This is a genomic window from Martinezella rhizogenes, from assembly GCF_000799715.1.
GTDB lineage: Bacteria > Pseudomonadota > Alphaproteobacteria > Rhizobiales > Rhizobiaceae > Rhizobium > Rhizobium rhizogenes_C.
Genome location: NZ_JUHG01000018.1, coordinates 71,793 through 91,877, shown reverse-complemented (window position 1 = coordinate 91,877; position 20,085 = coordinate 71,793). Strand labels below are relative to the sequence as shown.

The window sequence follows — 20,085 nt, the reverse complement described above, 5'->3', positions numbered from 1 at the left end:
AGCTGGCATAAGCCTGACACGATGGCCGTTGATGTGGAAATCATTAGTTTTGATAGGCCGCGAAAGACATTATCTGACAGCCGGTCGCGATTCGCTTCGAAGAGCGAAGTATTCGAACATTGAGAACAGCATCCGATGGCAAAAGCCCGTACACAATTCATCTGCCAGAACTGCGGCACGATCCACAATCGCTGGGCGGGAAAATGCGACGGCTGCGGCGAGTGGAACACCATCGTCGAGGAAGATCCGATGGGCGGCATCGGCGGCGGCCCCGCCAAGGTGCCGAAGAAGGGTCGGCCGGTGACGCTGACGGCGCTGTCCGGCGAAATCGAGGAAGCGCCGCGCATCTACACCGGCATCTCCGAGCTTGACCGCGCGACCGGCGGCGGCTTCGTGCGCGGTTCGGCAGTGCTGGTCGGCGGCGATCCCGGCATCGGCAAATCGACGCTGCTGATGCAGGCGGCGGCGGCGCTAGCCCGACGCGGACACAAGATCGTTTACGTCTCCGGCGAAGAAGCGGTGGCGCAGGTTCGCCTTCGCGCCCAGCGGCTGCATGCCGCCGACACCGATGTGATGCTGGCCGCGGAAACCAATGTCGAGGATATCCTGGCGACGCTCGCTGAAGGCAAGCGGCCGGATCTCGTCATCATCGATTCCATCCAGACGCTGTGGAGCGAGCTTGCCGAATCCGCACCCGGTACGGTGACGCAGGTGCGCACCGGCGTGCAGGCGATGATCCGCTTTGCCAAGCAGACGGGTGCCGCGATGGTGCTGGTCGGCCACGTCACCAAGGACGGCCAGATCGCCGGTCCACGCGTCGTCGAGCACATGGTCGACGCCGTTCTCTATTTCGAAGGCGATCGCGGCCATCACTACCGCATCCTGCGCACGGTGAAGAATCGCTTCGGCCCGACCGACGAGATCGGCGTCTTCGAAATGTCCGACATGGGCCTGCGCGAGGTGGCCAATCCGTCCGAACTTTTCCTCGGCGAGCGCAATTCCAAATCGCCGGGCGCCGCCGTCTTTGCCGGCATGGAAGGCACACGGCCGATACTGGTCGAAGTGCAGGCGCTGGTCGCCCCGACATCGCTCGGAACACCGAGGCGCGCCGTCGTCGGCTGGGATTCGGCACGACTGTCGATGATTCTCGCGGTTCTGGAAGCGCATTGCGGCGTGCGGCTCGGCCAGCACGATGTCTATCTCAATATTGCCGGCGGTTATCGCATTTCTGAGCCGGCTGCCGACCTTGCGGTCGCTTCTGCACTGGTTTCCTCCCTGGCCGGTATTGCCCTTCCCGCCGATTGCGTCTATTTCGGCGAAGTCAGCCTGTCGGGCGCCGTCCGGCCGGTTGCGCACACTGGTCAGCGCCTGAAGGAAGCCGAGAAGCTGGGATTTTCTGCAGCGCTTCTCCCGACTGCCTCCCCCGACCTGCCGAAAGGCAATGGTGGACGCTGGAGCGAGATCGACAGCCTGCCGGATCTGGTGGTGCGCATTGCCGGATCGAAGGGCGCGCTCAAGCGTGCGGAAGACGAGGACTGAGCCTTACTTCAGCCGTTCTTGACGGTAAGAGAGGCGCATAGTGAGGCCGATGGCAGCCATGCTTGGCATGGCAAGTCTTGGAGTGGATTATACATGCCCATTACGATTTTCGACGGTATTGTTATCGGCGTCATCCTGTTCTCTGCCGTTCTGGCCATGGTGCGCGGATTTTCCCGCGAAATTCTCTCGATCGTCAGTTGGGGCGGCTCGGCCGTCGCCGCCTACTATCTCTATTCGCTGCTCGTGCCCTATGCGCTGCGCTACACGGCGGATACGCGTATCGCGACGATCGCTTCCGCCGCCGTCATCTTCCTGATCGCACTGATCATCATTTCCTTCATCACCATCAGGATTGCCGACTTCATCATCGACAGCCGCATCGGCGCGCTGGATCGCACGCTTGGCTTTCTGTTCGGCGCCGCCCGCGGCCTGCTGCTGATGGTCGTCGTCGTCGCCTTCTGGAACTGGCTGGTCGCACCGCCCGCCCGTCCTGATTGGGTCAACAACGCAAAATCGAAGCCTTTCCTCGATTCGATGGTCGAAAAACTGAAATCCGCGCTTCCGGAGAATGTTCAGGCGATGCTTCCGGCTGAGATCATCAACAAGATCTCGCCGAATCAACAGCAGTCGCAGCCGCAGGATGGTGGCGCAACGAACGATACCGCGCCGTCCGACGATACGCCGGCGCCGCAAACGAATAATTGACAAAGCGTTTACAGGCTTGACCCGCCGGGCGATAATCGCCATGTGAACGCCATGAAAACCGATGATCCGGCCCGATAATCTTTCTGGCCGGATTTTCAGCTATTTTTGCAGTCAGTCGCGACGCCGCCCCGACCCACCCATGTTGAGAGCAAAGGTCCTGCAGCCATGACCCATTCCCTTTCCATCGAGGATGACATCGACGGCGATACGCTGCATGAAGAGTGCGGCGTATTCGGCATTCTCGGCCATCCGGACGCGGCGACGCTGACGGCGCTCGGCCTGCATGCTTTGCAACATCGCGGCCAGGAAGCAGCCGGCATCGTCTCCTTCGACGGCCAGCGCTTTCACTCCGAACGGCGCATGGGTCTCGTTGGCGATCACTACACCGATCCCGCGACGCTGGCCCGCCTGCCCGGCGACCGGTCGATGGGCCATGTGCGTTACTCGACGACGGGCGAAACCATCCTGCGCAACGTGCAGCCGCTGTTTGCCGAACTGGAAGTCGGCGGCATCGCCATTGCTCACAACGGTAATTTCACCAACGGCCTGACCATGCGCCGGCAGTTGATCGCCGACGGCGCCATCTGTCAGTCGACATCGGACACCGAAGTTGTCCTCCATCTCATCGCCCGCTCCAAGCAGGCCTCCTCCTCCGACCGCTTCATCGACGCGATCCGCCAGATGGAAGGCGGCTATTCGATGCTCGCGATGACGCGCACCAAATTGATTGCGGCGCGCGACCCGATCGGCATCCGGCCGCTGGTCATGGGTGAGCTCGACGGCAAGCCGATCTTCTGCTCGGAAACCTGCGCGCTCGACATCATCGGCGCGAAATATGTCCGCGACATCGAAAACGGCGAAGTCGTCATCTGCGAGATCCAGCCGGACGGTTCGATCACCATCGATGCCCGCAAGCCCGAGGTCACCAAGCCAGAGCGGCTCTGCCTGTTCGAATATGTCTATTTCGCCCGTCCCGATTCCGTGGTCGGCGGCCGCAACGTCTATGTTGCCCGCCGGAACATGGGCATCAATCTGGCCAAGGAAGCCCCTGTCGAGGCCGACGTCGTCGTCCCGGTACCGGATGGCGGCACGCCGGCGGCCATCGGCTATGCACAGGAAAGCGGCATCCCCTTCGAGCTCGGCATCATCCGCAACCATTATGTCGGCCGCACCTTCATTGAGCCGACACAGCAGATCCGCGCTTTCGGCGTCAAGCTCAAGCATTCCGCCAACCGCGCCATCATCGAAGGCAAGCGCGTCATTCTGGTGGACGATTCCATCGTGCGTGGCACCACCTCGGTAAAGATCGTGCAGATGATCCGCGAAGCCGGTGCTCGCGAGGTGCATATCCGCGTTGCCAGCCCGATGATCTTTCATCCGGATTTCTACGGCATCGATACGCCGGACGCCGAAAAGCTGCTCGCCAATCAGTATAACAGCCTGAAGGCGATGGGCGATTTCATCGGCGTCGACTCACTGGCGTTTCTGTCGATCGATGGCCTCTACCGTGCCGTCGGCGGCGCGCCGCGCGACAATGCGCAGCCGCAGTTCACCGACCACTATTTCACCGGCGACTATCCGACCCGCCTGCTCGACCGGGAAAGCACCAGCAATGTGCGCAAGCTCTCCATGCTTGCAAGCAACGGCTGACCCCGGTAACGGCTGATAAGGGGCGCTTTTTCGCCCCTTTCCTTTCCCAGAGCATTCGGATCCAGGCAGCATGAGCGTCAATCTCAAGGACAAGATCGCCCTCGTTACCGGCGCGTCGCGCGGTATCGGCTATTTCACCGCACTGGAACTCGCCAAGGCCGGCGCGCATGTGATTGCCTGCGCCCGCACGGTGGGCGGCCTAGAGGAGCTCGACGACACCATCAAGGCTGTCGGCGGGTCCGCGACGCTCGTACCCTTCGATCTCGCCGACATGAATGCGATCGATGCGCTCGGCGCGTCAATCTTTGAGCGCTGGGGCAAGCTCGATATTCTCGTCGCCAATGCCGGCGTGCTCGGCGTCATCTCGCCGATCGGCCATATCGAGGCCAAGGTGTTCGAAAAGGTGATGACAGTCAACGTCACCGCCACCTGGCGGCTGATCCGCTCGGTCGAACCGCTGCTGATGCGCTCCGACGCCGGCCGCGCCATCATCCTGTCATCGGCTGCCGCCCATCGCTGCCGGCCGTTCTGGGGCGCCTACTCCGCCTCCAAGGCCGCCGTCGAAGCGCTCGCCCGCACCTGGGCCGGCGAAACCCAGAGCACGCCGCTGCGTATCACCAGCGTCGACCCCGGCGCCACCCGCACAGCCATGCGCGCCCAGGCCATGCCGGGCGAAGATCCGGACACGCTGCCGCATCCCCGCGACGTAGCCCAGGCCATCCTGCCGCTCGCCGGCCCGGATGTCACCGAAACCGGCAAGCTCTTCGTCGTGCGCGAGAACAAGCTCGTCGATTACCGGATGCCAGAATAATCGCTCGCTACGGCCCTATCCTGGCCCTTGACCAATCACCATAGTCGAGCGATAAAGCCTGCCATGAAAACGGTTATCTGCATTATCTGCCGGAAAATTATTCGCTAGCGTTTCGCTGGCCTGGCCGTTTTCGTCTCCCAAAATCCAAGATGACAAACGCCCCGGCCTGCCGGTGACGATATTTTTCGGATTTATGCCTTTGGGAGAATGAAATGGGTACCGAGCCACAACTGAAGCTGTACAATACGCTGACGCGCGAAAAGGTCGACTTCCAGCCGATCGATCGCGAGAATGTCCGCTTGTATGTCTGCGGCCCGACCGTCTATGATTTCGCCCATATCGGCAATGCGCGGCCCGCTATCGTCTTCGACGTGCTCTTCCGGCTGCTCAGGCACGTCTATGGCGAAAGCCACGTCACCTATGCCCGCAACATCACCGACGTCGACGACAAGATCAACGCGCGAGCGCTGCGCGATCATCCCGGCCTGCCGCTGAACGAGGCGATCCGCCTGGTCACAGAGAAGACCGAGACGCAATACTATCAGGATACGACCGCGCTCGGTTGCCTGGAGCCGACGGTGCAGCCGCGGGCGACGGACAATATCGCTGAGATGATCGAGATCATCGAAAAGCTGATCGCCAGAGGCCATGCCTATCAGGCTGCCGGCGAAGTGTTATTCGATACCAAGTCCATGGCCGATTACGGCCAGCTCTCGAAGCGCAATCTCGACGAGCAGCAGGCCGGCATCCGCATCGCCGTCGACGCTCACAAGAAGAGCCCCGGCGACTTCGTGCTCTGGAAGCTATCCGCCGAGAACGAGCCCGGCTGGGAAAGCCCCTGGGGCCGTGGCCGTCCCGGCTGGCACATCGAGTGCTCGGCCATGAGCGGCCGCTATCTCGGCGACGTCTTCGACATCCATGGCGGCGGTCTCGACCTGATCTTCCCGCACCATGAGAACGAGATCGCCCAGTCGCGTTGCGCTCACGGCACGGATGTGATGGCGAATGTCTGGATGCACAACGGTTTCCTGCAGGTCGAAGGCCGCAAGATGTCGAAGTCGGAAGGCAATTTCGTCACCATTTACGAGCTGCTGCAAACGGAGAAACTCGGCGGCCGCACCTGGCCGGGCGCGGTGCTGCGTCTTGCCATGCTGATGACGCACTACCGTGAGCCGATCGACTTTTCCGTGAAGCGGCTTGAAGAGGCCGAGCGGCTTCTTGCCAAGTGGCCGGCGGCGGATATCGGCGATGCCAAGCCGGACGCCGCAGTACTGGCCGCCCTTGCTGACGATCTCAACACCGTCGTCGCCATCCAGGCGCTGCATGCCCTGGCGCAAACCGCCAATGCCGATCCAAGTGTTTTGCCGGTGTTCGCGGCAAGCGCGGCGCTTCTCGGCCTGTTGCCCGAGAAGGTGGAGATGGATGAGGCCGTGGCCTCGGAGATCGATGCACGGGTTCGCACACGATTGGAGCTGTTGAAGGCCAGGAACTTTGCCGAGGCGGACAAGATCCGTGACACGCTTCTGGCTGAAGGCATTCAGCTGAAGGATGGCAAGGATCCGGCAACGGGCGAGCGTATCACGACCTGGGAGGTCAAGCGGTGAGTGTGAATACCCCCCTCTGTCACTTCGTGACATCTCCCCCACAAGGGGGGAGATTGGGGGTGTTTGCCGACCGCTCCAGTATAAAGCCAGCTCCTCTTGCAGCAGAAGGATGCGCCCGTATCCTTCCGAAGGAAGACCGGATGCGGGGCGTTCGCCGCAAACGATCTCCCCCCTTGTGGGGGAGATGTCACGAAGTGACAGAGGGGGATCTCTTGCCGCATACACCGGTCCCGCCGAAGATCCGCAGACATGCTCGCGCTATGCGCAAAGTTATGACCGACGCCGAGCTACGCCTGTGGAATGAACTGCGCGCGCACCGCCTCATGGGCCTCGGTTTCCGCCGCCAACTGCCCATCGCCGGCTATATCGTTGATTTCACCTGCCCGGCTGTAAAACTCATTGTCGAAGTCGACGGTTCTCAACATGCAAATGATCACGATCAAATCTATGACCGGGTTCGCACACGCCGTCTTGAAGCGGATGGCTGGACCGTTCTCAGATTTTGGAATGGCGATATCCTGAAGGATATCAACAATGTCTGCATGCACATCCTTATCGTCACGGGAAAGGACAAAGCATGACTGTCTCGATCTACACCGGCGGATGCCAGTGCGGTGCGGTTCGCTTCCGGGTGCGGGGCGAACTCAAGGACGCGTCGATCTGTCATTGCCGGATGTGTCAGAAGGCCTTCGGCGGCTATTATGCGCCGTTGGTCTCGACGCGTGGGGCCGAGCTTGTCTGGACGCGGGGAGAGCGGAAGAGATTCCGGTCGTCGAATTTCGTCGAGCGCGGCTTCTGCGGCGATTGCGGCACGCCGCTGACCTATGAGGCGCCGGACGGCGTGGCGGTCGCGGCGGGCGCATTCGATGATCCCTCGCTGCTGCCGCCAGTGGTACAATACGGCACGGAAGGCAAGATCGGCTTCGTCGACAGGCTGCATCTGCTGCCGGGCCACCGGACGGACGAGGATGCGGAACAGGCTCCCTTCGTGCTGGAACTTGTGTCGTACCAGCATCCGGATCACGATACGGCGATATGGCTAACGGAGACAGGTCAATGACGATGGCGGTGGGATATAGTGGTGGATGCCAGTGCGGCGCGGTTCGCTACCACGTCGCTACCGAACTCGGCTATCCGCATCTCTGCCATTGCCGCATGTGCCAGAAGGCTTCCGGCAACTATGCCCTGCCGCTGAGCAGCGCCAAGCTTACGGATTTCGAGCTGACGCGCGGCGAGCCCTCGTGGTTTCACTCGTCCGATCTCGTGCGCCGCGGTTTTTGCGGCACCTGCGGCACACCGTTGTTTTATGATATTCCCGGCGCGGACGCCATCAATGTGACACTCGGCTCGCTGGACGAGCCGATGGCGGTTAAGCCCGTCGCGCAATCGAATCTCGCGGCGAAGATGCCGTGGTTCCACGCGCTGGATGTGCTGCCGGTGGAACCGGATGGCGACGAGGCCGACCGCACCGAGGCGATCCGCGCGTCCAACCATCAGCATCCCGATCACGATACCCAAACCTGGCCACAGGAGAAGAGCCATGACTGAAGTCACCAGAAGCGGAGGATGCCAGTGCGGCGCGGTGCGGTTTCGCATTCACGGTCAACTCGGCCGCCCCTCGATCTGCCATTGCCGCATGTGCCAGAAGCAGTTCGGCAGCTTCTTCTCCGCCCTGGTGACAGCGCCGGATGACGGCCTGGAATGGACGCGTGGCGGGCCAACCTATTTCCAGTCCTCGGTCAACATCGAGCGCGGCTTCTGCAAGAATTGCGGCACGCCGCTGACCTATCGCCATCCCGGCGGCGTGGAGATCGCCATCGGCGCCTTCGACGAACGCGACGATCTGGCGCCGCAGATCCAGGTGAACCATGCCTCGCGCCTGCCCTGGGTCGAAACCATATTTCAGCAGCCGGTCCTTCAGGACCCGGATTTCTATGCCCAGCAGGAGCGGATCATCTCCTTCCAGCACCCAGACCACGACACCGACGTCTGGCCTTCGGAAGGGCTGAAAATATGACGGAAGTGTTGCGCACGCTTTACCCGGAAATCGAGCCCTACGCCTCCGGCCATCTCGATGTCGGCGATGGACACGTCATCTATTGGGAACGTGTCGGCACGCCTGGCGCGAAACCCGCCGTCTTCCTGCATGGTGGCCCGGGCGGCGGCATCTCGCCGAGCCATCGCCGTCTGTTCGATCCGGCGCTCTACGACGTGACGCTGTTCGACCAGCGTGGCTGCGGCAAGTCCACGCCGCATGCGGGGCTGGAAGCCAACACGACCTGGCATCTGGTTGCCGATATCGAGCGGCTGCGCGAGATGGCCGGTGTCGACAAGTGGCTGGTGTTCGGCGGCTCCTGGGGATCGACGCTGGCGCTCGCCTATGCCGAAACCCATCCGCAACATGTCTCGGAGCTGGTCGTACGCGGCATCTATACGCTGACCAAGGCGGAGCTCGACTGGTACTATCAGTTCGGGGTCTCGGAAATGTTCCCTGAGAAGTGGGAGCGCTTCGTAGCGCCGATCCCGCCGGAAGAGCGCCACGAGATGATGCTCGCCTATCACCGCCGGCTGACGCATGAGGACAAAGCGGCACGCCTTGAGGCCGCCAAAGCATGGTCGCTCTGGGAGGGCGAGACCATCACGCTTCTGCCGGACCCTTCGACCAGCACGCCGTTCGAAGACGCGGAATTCGCGCATGCCTTCGCGCGCATCGAGAACCATTTCTTCGTCAATGCCGGCTGGCTGGATGAGGGCCAACTGCTGCGCGATGCCCATAAACTCAAGGATATTCCCGGCGTCATCGTCCATGGCCGCTACGACATGCCCTGCCCGGCAAAATATGCCTGGGCGCTGCACAAGGCCTGGCCGAAAGCGGATTTTCATCTGATCGAAGGCGCGGGGCATGCCTATTCCGAGCCCGGTATCCTCGACCAGTTGATCCGCGCCACGGATAAATTTGCAGGAAACATCTGAGCCTGAACGATACCTCTCCCCGTCCCTTCGACAAGCTGAGGATGGGGAGAGGAAGGGACTGAGCAAGAGGAAGCCGGCTCGCCGGAGGAAACAGTATGACACGCGAAAAAATCTATCTCTTCGACACGACCTTGCGCGACGGGCAGCAGACGCCCGGCATCGACTTTTCGGTCGAGGACAAGATTTCAATCGCCACCATGCTGGACGAATTCGGCCTCGATTATGTCGAGGGCGGCTATCCCGGTGCGAACCCAACCGATACCGCCTTCTTCGACGAGAAGCGGACGCAGACGGCATCCTTCGTCGCCTTCGGCATGACCAAGCGCGCCGGCGTTTCCACCTCCAACGATCCGGGTCTTGCGACCCTCCTGCAGGCCAAGGCCGACGCCATCTGTTTCGTCGCCAAGAGCTGGGACTATCATGTCAAGGTCGCGCTCGGCTGCACCAACGAGGAAAACCTCGAAAGCATTGCCGAAAGCGTCAAGGCGGCGGTCGGCGCGGGCAAGGAAGCGCTGGTCGACTGCGAGCATTTCTTCGACGGTTACAAGGCCAATCCTACCTATGCACTCGCCTGCGCCAAGACGGCCTATGAGGCCGGAGCGCGCTGGGTCGTGCTCTGCGACACCAATGGCGGCACGCAGCCGCCGGAGGTGCGCGCCATCGTCGAGGCTATGATCGCTGAGGGCGTTCCGGGGCACTGTCTTGGCATTCATGCTCATAACGATACCGGCCAGGCGGTTGCCAATTCGCTTGCCGCCGTCGAGGCTGGCGTGCGGCAGATCCAGGGCACGCTCAACGGCATCGGCGAGCGCTGCGGCAATGCCAACCTGATCACGCTGATCCCGACGCTGGCATTGAAGAGAACCTATAGCGAGCGTTTCGAAACGACGATCGATGGCGAAAAGCTGCTGGGACTGACCCGCCTCTCGCATGCCTTCGACGAGCTGCTGAACCGCTCGCCGGACCATCAGGCACCCTATGTCGGCGCCTCCGCCTTTGCGACCAAGGCCGGCATCCATGCCTCCGCGCTGCTGAAGGACCCCCGCACCTACGAGCATGTGCCGCCGGAAACCGTCGGCAATTTCCGCAAGGTGATGGTCTCCGACCAGGGCGGCAAGTCGAATTTCATCAATGCGCTGAAGCGGCGCGGCATCGAGGTCGGCAAGGACGACCCGAGGCTCGACCGGCTGATCCAGATCGTCAAGGAACGGGAAGCCACGGGCTACGCTTACGAAGGGGCCGATGCCAGCTTCGAGCTCCTCGCCCGCCGCACGCTCGGCACCATACCGGACTTCTTCGCCGTCGACGGCTTCCGCGTCATGGTGGAGCGCCGCTTCGATTCCCACGGACGGGTCAAGACGGTCTCGGAAGCGGTGGTCAGAATGATCATCGACGGCCAGACCATCATGTCGGTTGCCGAAGGCGACGGCCCGGTCAACGCGCTCGACCTAGCGCTACGCAAGGATTTCGGCAAATACCAGCACGAGATCGACGATCTGGAACTAGCCGACTTCAAGGTGCGTATCCTCAATGGCGGTACGGGAGCCGTAACCCGTGTCCTGATCGAATCCACCGATAGCGACGGCGTGCGCTGGTGGACGGTCGGCGTTTCGGAAAACATCATCGACGCCTCGTTCCAGGCGCTGATGGATTCCGTCATCTACAAGCTGATGAAGAACCGGCATATGGCGGGCAGAATAGCGGCGGAGTGATCCGCCGCTCATCAAAAACCTTGACCATGCAGTCAAGGAAATGAATTGGCCCCGCACGACACTTTGGAGTAATCCCGTCCTAAAGAAAATAACATGGGCTGGAAACACCAATGGCCACCGATACGATCGCACCTGATGTGAAGAACGGGGACAGCCTGCGCGGCTTCGGCTTTGCGTTGACGGCCTACCTCTTTTGGGGCGTCTTGCCGCTCTACATGAAGGCCTTGGGGCATATTCCGGCCATGGAAGTCGTCGCCCACCGTATCTTATGGTCCGTACCCGTTGCCGGCGTCGTGCTTCTGGCGCTCGGTCGTATGGGTGATATCAAGGCGGCGCTCAGCAGCCCACGCACGGTCGCCATGGTGTCGCTGACGGCGACGCTGGTGACCATCAACTGGGGAACCTATGTCTGGGCGATCAGCGCCGGACATTCGCTCGACGCGGCGCTCGGCTATTTCATCAACCCGCTGTTCAGTATCGCGCTCGGCGCTCTGCTGTTGAAGGAGAAGCTGGCGCCGCTACAGATCGTCGCGATCTGCCTTGCAGCGGCGGCAGTGGTCATTCTGACCATCGAGGCCGGCACCGTGCCCTGGGTGGCGCTGACGCTGACTTTATCCTGGGGCTTCTATGCCTTTTTCCGCAAGACGCTGCCGGTCGGGGCAAATCAGGGCTTCTTTCTGGAGGTGCTGCTGCTCTGCATTCCGGCGACGCTTTACATCCTCTATCTGGAAGCGCGCGGCGAAGGTCATCTCTACCGCACGGGCATCTCGGATACGGCGCTTCTGCTCGGTTGCGGCCTGGTAACCGCCCTGCCGCTGATGATCTTCGCCAATGGAGCGAAACTCCTGAAACTCTCCACCATCGGCATCATGCAGTATATCGCGCCGACGATGATCTTCCTCATCGCCGTCTTCGTGTTCAAAGAGCCTTTCGGCACGACACAGATGACCGCCTTCTCGCTCATCTGGGCAGGGCTGGTACTTTATAGCTGGTCGATGCTGCGTCAAAGCCGGGCACGCTAACCGGTAAAAACGGTTAGCAAATCCTTAATCAGAGCTTCGAGATAACAGCCTCTTCGCCGTCGCGCGGTCCCAGCGTTTCGGCGGCGTGCTTGCGGATCGCCGGAATGATGTCGGAGATCCTGTTGATCACCAGCGGCTGGACGCGGTGGGAGGTATGGACAAAGCCCTCTTCCGCCATGTGGCGGATCAGCTCCATCATCGGATCCCAGAAACCGTTGATATTGGCAAAGACCATCGGCTTTTCGTGACGGCCGAGCTGACCCCAGGTCATGATCTCGACGATCTCCTCCAGCGTGCCGATGCCGCCCGGCAGTGCCACGAAGGCGTCGGCGCGCTCGAACATGCCGTGTTTGCGCGTATGCATGTCCGGGGTTATGATGAGCTCATCCAATTGACCGAGCGAATGGCGCGTCGCCTCCATATCGACCAGGAACTCCGGAATGATGCCGGTGACCTTGCCGCCATGCGACAGTACACCGCTCGCCACAGCGCCCATGATGCCCTTCGTTCCGCCGCCATAGACGAGGCGCAGCCCGCTCTCGGCGATGTGCTTGCCAAGCTCGCGGCCCGCGGCCATGTGAGAAGGATCGCGCCCCGGCCTTGAGCCGCAATAGACGCAAATGGATCGAATTGGCGCAGAATCGTCGGTCATGAATGCAAACAACTATGCTGCAGGTGCTCAGTCAAGAATTTTCAAAGGAAAACTTGTGCCCGAACATGCGGAAATGGCTGAGAAAGCTTGTAAAAGCATGCGAAATCGTTAGCAATTTCAGGAGTTGCGACGACGCCGCCGCTTGGAGATGAATGATGATGAAGAACCGTGCCGGCTTGCTGGCTCTGTTGGTGCTGGTAGTTGCAACCCTCTTGATGGTCTTTTTCGTGATGCCGCGCATCAACGGCGACAAGAAGCCGATTGGCGACGCCGTCAATCAAGCCAGCGACGCGGTGAAGAACACGATTACGGAGAGCGCGCAAAAAGCTGACGACGCGGCACAAAAGGCCGGCGAAGCAACGCAGAACGCCGTGACGACCACGACCAATGCCGCCGAAGCCGTCAAGAAGCTCACCGATCTCAGCGGCACGGCGACAGCCTCTCTCACCGATCTCAAGGCGCTCTTCAAGGACGGCAAGGGCCCAAGCCAGGATGTTTTCGCAGCCGCCAAGACGAAGGCGATCACGGCATTGCAGGCGATTGTCGCCTTTGCCGTCCCCCAAGGGACGGACACCGCGACTACCGCCTTGGTCGACAAGGCGCATGACGGCGCCGGCAAGGCGCTCACCCTCGTCCAGTCGCTTCCGGAAAACATCGCCGATGCCAATACCGCGATCGACAAGGCGCTGGCGGTGCTGACGGGCCAGACCCCGCCGCAGACGCAGGCCGCAGCCGGTCCCGCGACACCCTCCTTCGACGTGCTGCGTGTCGAGCCCGACGGCTCCACCGTCATTGCCGGCTCGGCCGAACCCAATTCCAAGCTGGAAATCGTCGACGGCGACAAGGTGGTGACGACGACCCAGGTCGGGCCGAGCGGCGATTTCGTTGCCGTGCTCGACAACCCGCTGCCGCCCGGCGACCATGAGCTGGCGCTACGCGTAACCGGCAAGGACGGTAAGGCCGTGACATCGGAAGAAGTCGCCACCGTTTCGGTTCCAAAGGACGACAAGAGCCAGCTTCTTGCCATGGTTTCCAAGCCCGGCGCGGCAAGCCGCATCATCACCGCGCCGTCGGCCAAGCAGGGGCGCGTCACTTCGGGTGAACAGACGCCAGCCGCCAACACGCCAGCAACCGCAACTGGTGGCGCGACGACGGCTGCCGGCGCAAAACCGCAAGATAATACCGCCGTTGCCTCCGCCAATCCGGCTGCCAGCAACAATGCCGCTACTCCGTCCAGTTCCGAGCCAGATGTGATGGTCAATGCGGTCGAAATCGAGAACGATCATATTTTCGTTGCCGGCACGACGAAGCCGAACGCTAAGGTTCGCGCCTATGCCGACGACAAGCTGATCGGCGAGATCACAGCAGGAGCCGACGGCCACTTCGTCGTCGACGGCACAATGCCGCTGACAGTCGGCGACCACAAGATCCGTGTCGACGTCCTCGGCGACAATGGCGACGTGGTGGTGCGCACCAGCGTCAATTTCTCTCGTCCCGCAGGCAATCAGGTAACGGTCGCCGCGCAGACACCGGCTGCTACCGGCAACAGCAGCAAACCTGCCGCCACCACCATGGTACCGCTTGACGAAAGCGAGCTTGGCAAGCTGACGGAGGATGCCGGCAAGGCATTCACGCTGCTGAAGGGCCTGTTTACCGATGGCAAGCAGCCGAATGCCGAACAGCTCGCCGCCGCCCGTTCGGGGACGGAAATCGCCCTCAAGTCCCTTTCGGAATTCCGTCCGGCAATCGGTGCGGATGCCGCGCTGAAGCAGGCGGCCACCGACGCCTCGAACGCGGCGATCAAGGCACTTTCTTCCCTGCAGGCCCTGTCGAAGGACCCGAAGTCCGTCGGCGATGCATTGCCCAATCTCGAGCAGATGATTGCCGTCGTCACCAAGCCCAAAATAGCAGCGCCGGCGAGCGCCGAAACCGCCGCCAATGGCGGTGGCCCCAAGACCATCGAGCAGGCGCCGCTGTCGCAGGACACCAATGCGGTCATCATCCGCCGCGGCGATACGCTCTGGCAGATCTCCCGCCGTATCTATGGCGCCGGCGTGCGCTACACGACGATCTATATCGCCAACGAAGACAAGATCAACAATCCGGACCGCATCCTGCCGGGTCAGGTCTTCGGCCTGCCGAAGGACGCATTGCCGAATGCGGAAGAGCTGCACCGCAAGCGGCTTTCGGGCGAGCATCTGTAAGAGGCAAGCTTCCACAACAGAACCGACGCGATGCGGCCAGAGCATCCCGCTTTCGGGTGAATCACCCGTAAGCGGATCAGATGCTCTGGATTCAAAAAGCTGGCGCGACCTTTGTGCGTTCAAAATGAACGCACGGCGCTCCAGGCGCCATCAACGCCTGGCCGCTGCTTTTACCGGACATCGAAATGGTATAAGCGTGCGGCCGACCCCTTTTTGCCCAGTCATGACCTGACGGGGCCCTTCCAGCCAGGCTGCGCGATTGCGCGCCATTGCCCGGTTGCCTCGCATATTCGCCGGAGACGGACATGGCAGACCGCAAGAAGACCATATCGGCTGATTCCAGCAATCCATTGAATACGCTCATCAACCTCTGGCCCTATATGTGGCCGACGGGGCGCATGGACCTGAAGATGCGGGTCGTTTGGGCGACCGTCTACCTGCTGATCTCGAAATTCTTCCTGCTGCTGGTTCCCTATTTCTTCAAATGGTCCGTCGATGCTCTCAACGGCAAGCTAGACATGCAGGGTATCCTGCCGGCCTTGATGGTGGGGGCCATCGCGCTGATCATCGCCACCAACGTCACGCGCCTCATCCAGCTTGGCCTCAACCAGCTCCGCGACTCGCTGTTTGCCAGCGTCGGCCAATATGCCGTGCGTCAGCTCGCCTACCGGACCTTCGTGCACATTCACGAACTGTCGCTTCGCTTTCATCTCGAGCGCAAGACCGGCGGCCTGTCGCGCGTCATCGAGCGCGGCACCAAGGGCATCGAGACGATCGTCCGCTTCACCATTCTCAACACCCTCCCGACTTTCGTCGAGTTCCTGCTGACCGCCATCATCTTCTGGCGTGGCTATGGCTTTTCCTATCTCGCCATCACGGCGGTCACGGTCTGGCTCTATATCTGGTTCACCGTCAAGGCGAGCGACTGGCGCATCTCCATTCGCCGGACGATGAACGAGAGCGATACGGACGCCAACACCAAGGCGATCGATTCACTCCTGAACTTCGAGACGGTCAAATATTTCGGCAACGAGGAGATGGAGGCCAAGCGTTTCGACCAGTCGATGGCACGTTACGAGAAGGCCGCGACCGGTGTCTGGACGTCGCTGGGCTGGCTGAACTTCGGCCAGGGCGTCATCTTCGGCCTGGGCACCACGGTCATGATGGTGGTCTCCGGCTGGGCCGTTCTCAACGGCCATCAGACGGTCGGCGACTTCGTCTTCATCAACGCCATGCTGCTGCAACTCTCCGTGCCGCTCAACTTCATCGGCTTCGTCTACCGCGAAATCCGCCAGGGTCTGACCGACATCGAGGAGATGTTCGACCTTTTGGAAGTCAAGCCCGAGGTGACGGACGCACCCGACGCCAAGGAACTGGTCATCGGCCACGGCGCCATTTCCTTCAAGGATGTGCATTTCGCCTATGACGCCGCCCGGCCGATCCTCAAAGGCATCTCCTTCGAGGTGCCGGCCGGCAAGACGGTCGCCGTCGTCGGCCCCTCGGGCGCCGGCAAATCGACCCTGTCGCGTCTGCTCTACCGCTTCTACGACGTCCAGAGCGGCACAATCACCATCGACGATCAGGATCTGCGCACGGTGACGCAGAAGAGCCTGCGCAAGGTGATCGGCATGGTGCCGCAGGACACCGTGCTCTTCAACGACACCATCGCCTACAACATCCGCTATGGCCGGCCCGGCGCGAGCGAAGCGGAGGTGACGGCAGCAGCCGAGATCGCCCAGATCGGAAACTTCATCAGCCAGTTGCCCGAAGGTTTCGAGACCAAGGTCGGCGAGCGCGGCCTGAAGCTTTCCGGTGGAGAGAAGCAGCGCGTCGCCATTGCCCGCACCGTTCTCAAGGCGCCACCGGTGCTCATCCTCGATGAAGCGACCTCCGCGCTCGACACCACGACCGAGCAGGAAATCCAGACGGCCCTCGATGTCGTTTCGAAGAACCGTACGACGCTGGTCATCGCCCACCGGCTCTCCACCGTCATCGGCGCCGACGAGATCATCGTGCTGAAAAGCGGCGAGATCGCCGAGCGCGGCACCCATGCCGCCCTTCTGGAACAGAACGGCCTCTATGCCTCGATGTGGAACCGCCAGCGCGAGGCAACGCAGGCGGAAGAGCATCTGAAGCAGGTGCGCGAGAACGACGACCTCGGCGTCGTCAACCGGCTGGCGCCGGCGCGCTGAAGCAAGCGGCTGTCATGAGACTGAGATGCCCGCTTGATAGCCAGAGCGGTCACTCATTCGAAGAGGCCCCCCGAATGCGCAATCTTGCCAGAACGTTTACGCTCCTTCTCGCCGTTGGTCTTGCCGCGCCGGTTTTCGCCGACGACGCCAAGCCATTTGCAGATGCCAAGGAGATCAATCTCCTGAACCTTTTGCCCCCACCACCGGCCAATGACTCGGCCCAGACCAAAGCTGAGCTGGGAGAAATCCTGACGCTGCAGGTGACCCGCACTCCGGACATGGCGGCCCGCGCGGTTGCCGATGCCGAGGAAAACGTCTGGCGCTTTTCCGATGCCATCGACAATCCGAAATTCACCAAGGAAAACCTTCCGAAGTTCTCGGCCTTTTTCGACCGCATCGTCGAGACCGAAGGCGCCGTCGTCGATCCGGCCAAGGATGTCTGGAAGCGCCCACGTCCCCATCTCTACAGCGATCTCGTCAAGCCGATCGTGCCTCTGTCGAAGTCCGGCTCCTATCCGTCCGGCCACACGACGCTTGGAACGCTGATGGGCATCGTGCTTTCGAACATGGTGCCGGAAAAGAAGGCTGCGATCATGACCCGCGCCTGGGAATACGGCCATAACCGTATCGTCGGCGGCATCCACTACGCCACCGACATCGAAGCCGGCCGCATCGCCGGCACGGTGATCGCACAGACCATCACGACGCATGAGGACTACAAGGCCGAATATGAGGCCGCCAGGGAAGAGCTGCGGGCCGCCCTCGGCCTTTGATCTTCGCTGACCACAGCAACTGGTATCGACAAGCCGCCGGACCATCTTCCGGCGGCTTTTCATTTGCCGTTGCGACGGCCCTTTCAGCGTCGCGACAGCTTGCGCGTGACCATAGGTTTCGGAATGCGGCGACGGTGGCAGGCTTATCCCACCGGTTTCGCCTGGGGGTGACTGCGCGAAACCATTGCCCATGACGGCTTTTGCCTGTAGTCACCGTCAACTGGTAGTCACAGGAGCCCGCCATCGATGAGCTTGTTGAATAGCGTCCGCAACGTAATCGTCCCCGTGCACAAGGAAGGCTATCCCTTCGTCGCAGGCTTCTTTGTTGCATCGCTGGTTCTCGGCTGGGTCTTCAAGCCACTCTTCTGGATCGGCCTGATCCTGACGCTCTGGTGCGCCTATTTCTTCCGCGATCCCGAGCGCATGACGGCGCAGGATGATGATCTGGCCATATCGCCCGCCGACGGCAAGGTTTCCGGCGTGCAGATGGTCACGCCGCCGGCCGAGCTCAATCTCGGCACCGAGCCGATGCTGCGCGTGTCGATCTTCATGAATGTCTTCGATTGCCATGTGAACCGCTCGCCGATGCGCGGCCGCATCACCAATATCGCCTACCGCCAGGGCAGCTTCCTCAATGCGGAGCTGGATAAGGCCAGCGAGCAGAACGAGCGCAACGGCCTCACGATCGAAACGAAGCATGGCGAAATCGGCGTCGTGCAGATCGCCGGCCTTGTTGCCCGCCGCATCCTTTGCTTCGTCAATGTCAACGAGCCGCTCGATGCCGGCGAGCGCATCGGCCTGATCCGCTTCGGTTCGCGTCTCGATGTCTTTCTTCCCGCGGGCGCCGAACCGCGCGTCGCGGTCGGTCAGAGGGCGATTGCAGGCGAAACCGTGATCGCCGAATTCGGTTCGCCGAAAGGCCCGACCGTTAGCCGCCGTAGCTGAGCCCCAAGGAACCGAGCAGGATGAAGACGCCTTTTCCGCCCTTCGAGCCGAATGGTCCCAATGACGAGGCGCGCGGGCCGCGCCTCCGGGAAATTCCATTGCGGCTGATGGTGCCGAACATGATCACCGTTCTGGCGATCTGCGCGGGCCTCACCGGCATCCGTCTCGCTTTCGAAAACCGCTATGAACTCGCCGTGGTTGCCGTGCTGGTCGCCGCCTTCCTCGATGGCGTCGACGGACGCGTGGCGCGGCTGATGAAGGCCACGTCCAAATTCGGCGCGCAGATGGATTCGCTTGCCGACATCGTCAATTTCGGTGTCGCGCCGGCGCTTGTCGTCTATGTCTTCCTCTTGGATCAGGCACGCTCGCTCGGCTGGATCGCAGCCCTGATCTACACCATCGCCGCCGGCTTGCGCCTTGCCCGCTTCAACGTCATGGCGGAGCGCGAGCACAAGGCGTCCTGGCAGTCGGAATATTTCGTCGGCGTGCCGGCGCCGGCCGGCGCCATGCTGGTACTGCTGCCGGTCTACCTCGGCTTTCTGGGCGTGGAGCCCACCAGGACTTTTGCGTATTGGGGTGCCGCATACACCGTACTGATCGGCTTTCTGCTAGTCAGCCGCCTGCCCGTCTGGTCCGGCAAAACGGGAGGTAATGGCATTCGCCGCGATCTCGTGCTGCCGGCCATGCTGGCAATCGTTGTCTATGTGGCGCTGCTGATGAGCTACACTTGGCATGTCATGGTCGTGACCGTCATTGCCTACCTGCTGTCGCTGCCGCTCGGCGCCCGTTCCTGGGCGCGCAAATACGGCACCTTCACCATCAACGGCCCAGCCGATCCCGACGTCGACGATTCCAACGACGATATCGGTCGGCATATCTAACCAAAAAGCCGGCATGGCTCGACGCGCTACTCGTCTCATGGGACGACTGGCTGCGACGATTCACGCAAAGCGAGAATATGGTTAATGAAGAATTAACACCCTAGGTAGACAAGGAAAATACGAAAATTTCGCCCTCATCTCGCGAAATATGGTCGGTGTTTACAAAAGCTGATCGCCAGACGCCTTTGATTTGTCATGATTTACGACACATTAGCAAAGCAGTTTGGTGATTCAGGAAACACCAGCGGGAACAAGGTGAGGAGTAACCCATGACCACGAAGAAAGACGAAGCGGCACAACCGCAGGCAAAGATCGATCCCAGCTTGCTTTATCGTCCGCTCGGCCTGAAGGCCGTTCTGGCAGCACATCTGATGCTGAAGACTAAGCCGATGAAAAAGAAGATCGCCTAAGACCAGACTTTA

The 20,085-nt window shown here is 61.4% G+C and carries 19 protein-coding genes; 18 read left to right on the top strand and 1 reads right to left on the bottom strand.

What is annotated here, in order from left to right; genetic code table 11:
- Positions 1-135: 135 nt before the first annotated feature.
- The 12 genes from radA to rarD all read left to right on the top strand — a co-directional run bounded on the left by radA (position 136) and on the right by rarD (position 12,016).
- Complete coding sequence (gene radA, locus EX00_RS26650) at positions 136-1,539, top strand: DNA repair protein RadA (RefSeq protein ID WP_047464707.1); 1,404 nt, start codon at positions 136-138, stop codon at positions 1,537-1,539.
- A 93-nt stretch (positions 1,540-1,632) separates the two neighbouring features.
- Positions 1,633-2,244 carry a CvpA family protein gene (locus EX00_RS26645; RefSeq protein ID WP_047464701.1) on the top strand — a complete coding sequence of 204 codons (612 nt, stop codon included), beginning with the start codon at positions 1,633-1,635 and terminating at the stop codon, positions 2,242-2,244.
- 165 nt (positions 2,245-2,409) lie between these two features.
- A complete protein-coding gene (gene purF / locus EX00_RS26640) occupies positions 2,410-3,894 on the top strand; it encodes an amidophosphoribosyltransferase (protein WP_047464699.1) in 1,485 nt (494 codons plus the stop codon).
- Positions 3,895-3,964: 70 nt separating this feature from the next.
- Entirely contained in the window at positions 3,965-4,705 is a 741-nt protein-coding gene (locus EX00_RS26635) for an SDR family NAD(P)-dependent oxidoreductase (RefSeq protein ID WP_047464696.1), read from the top strand.
- Positions 4,706-4,917: 212 nt separating this feature from the next.
- A complete protein-coding gene (cysS, locus tag EX00_RS26630) occupies positions 4,918-6,309 on the top strand; it encodes a cysteine--tRNA ligase (RefSeq protein WP_047464695.1) in 1,392 nt (463 codons plus the stop codon).
- Positions 6,310-6,521: 212 nt separating this feature from the next.
- Positions 6,522-6,890 carry an endonuclease domain-containing protein gene (locus EX00_RS26625; protein ID WP_047464692.1) on the top strand — a complete coding sequence of 123 codons (369 nt, stop codon included), beginning with the start codon at positions 6,522-6,524 and terminating at the stop codon, positions 6,888-6,890.
- Positions 6,887-7,369, top strand: a complete 483-nt coding sequence (locus tag EX00_RS26620) for a GFA family protein (protein WP_047464690.1) — start codon at positions 6,887-6,889, stop codon at positions 7,367-7,369. The genes EX00_RS26625 and EX00_RS26620 overlap by 4 nt, the downstream gene beginning before the upstream one ends.
- Positions 7,366-7,857 (top strand): GFA family protein, encoded by a 492-nt coding sequence (locus EX00_RS26615; protein WP_047464688.1) that lies wholly within the window; start codon positions 7,366-7,368, stop codon positions 7,855-7,857. The genes EX00_RS26620 and EX00_RS26615 overlap by 4 nt, the downstream gene beginning before the upstream one ends.
- On the top strand, positions 7,850-8,326 hold the full coding sequence (locus EX00_RS26610; RefSeq protein ID WP_047464686.1) for a GFA family protein: 477 nt from the start codon (positions 7,850-7,852) through the stop codon (positions 8,324-8,326). Before EX00_RS26615 ends, EX00_RS26610 begins: the two co-directional genes overlap by 8 nt.
- Positions 8,323-9,282 (top strand): prolyl aminopeptidase, encoded by a 960-nt coding sequence (pip, locus tag EX00_RS26605; RefSeq protein ID WP_047464684.1) that lies wholly within the window; start codon positions 8,323-8,325, stop codon positions 9,280-9,282. The genes EX00_RS26610 and pip overlap by 4 nt, the downstream gene beginning before the upstream one ends.
- Positions 9,283-9,377: 95 nt before the next feature.
- The gene (gene cimA, locus EX00_RS26600) at positions 9,378-10,994 is read left to right on the top strand and encodes a citramalate synthase (protein ID WP_047464681.1); all 1,617 of its coding nucleotides are present in this window, start codon (positions 9,378-9,380) and stop codon (positions 10,992-10,994) included.
- 110 nt (positions 10,995-11,104) lie between these two features.
- Positions 11,105-12,016: an EamA family transporter RarD gene (gene rarD, locus EX00_RS26595; RefSeq protein WP_047464677.1), complete on the top strand. Its 912-nt coding sequence runs from the start codon at positions 11,105-11,107 to the stop codon at positions 12,014-12,016.
- A 28-nt stretch (positions 12,017-12,044) separates the two neighbouring features.
- Here the strand turns inward: rarD and EX00_RS26590 are convergent, their stop codons facing one another.
- Complete coding sequence (locus EX00_RS26590; RefSeq protein WP_080761339.1) at positions 12,045-12,668, bottom strand: LOG family protein; 624 nt, start codon at positions 12,666-12,668, stop codon at positions 12,045-12,047.
- 155 nt (positions 12,669-12,823) lie between these two features.
- On the opposite strand from EX00_RS26590, the gene EX00_RS26585 reads away from it, so the two are divergent.
- The 6 genes from EX00_RS26585 to EX00_RS31815 all read left to right on the top strand — a co-directional run bounded on the left by EX00_RS26585 (position 12,824) and on the right by EX00_RS31815 (position 20,073).
- Entirely contained in the window at positions 12,824-14,872 is a 2,049-nt protein-coding gene (locus tag EX00_RS26585) for a LysM peptidoglycan-binding domain-containing protein (protein WP_047464674.1), read from the top strand.
- A 305-nt stretch (positions 14,873-15,177) separates the two neighbouring features.
- Positions 15,178-17,064: an ABCB family ABC transporter ATP-binding protein/permease gene (locus EX00_RS26580; protein ID WP_047464671.1), complete on the top strand. Its 1,887-nt coding sequence runs from the start codon at positions 15,178-15,180 to the stop codon at positions 17,062-17,064.
- Positions 17,065-17,138: 74 nt separating this feature from the next.
- Complete coding sequence (locus tag EX00_RS26575) at positions 17,139-17,837, top strand: acid phosphatase (protein WP_047464668.1); 699 nt, start codon at positions 17,139-17,141, stop codon at positions 17,835-17,837.
- 246 nt (positions 17,838-18,083) lie between these two features.
- Positions 18,084-18,782 carry a phosphatidylserine decarboxylase gene (locus EX00_RS26570; RefSeq protein ID WP_047464666.1) on the top strand — a complete coding sequence of 233 codons (699 nt, stop codon included), beginning with the start codon at positions 18,084-18,086 and terminating at the stop codon, positions 18,780-18,782.
- Between the two features lie 20 nt (positions 18,783-18,802).
- A complete protein-coding gene (pssA, locus tag EX00_RS26565; protein WP_047464663.1) occupies positions 18,803-19,663 on the top strand; it encodes a CDP-diacylglycerol--serine O-phosphatidyltransferase in 861 nt (286 codons plus the stop codon).
- Between the two features lie 269 nt (positions 19,664-19,932).
- Positions 19,933-20,073, top strand: coding sequence for a hypothetical protein (locus EX00_RS31815; RefSeq protein ID WP_183692278.1), 141 nt, complete (start codon positions 19,933-19,935; stop codon positions 20,071-20,073).
- Positions 20,074-20,085: the final 12 nt, after the last annotated feature.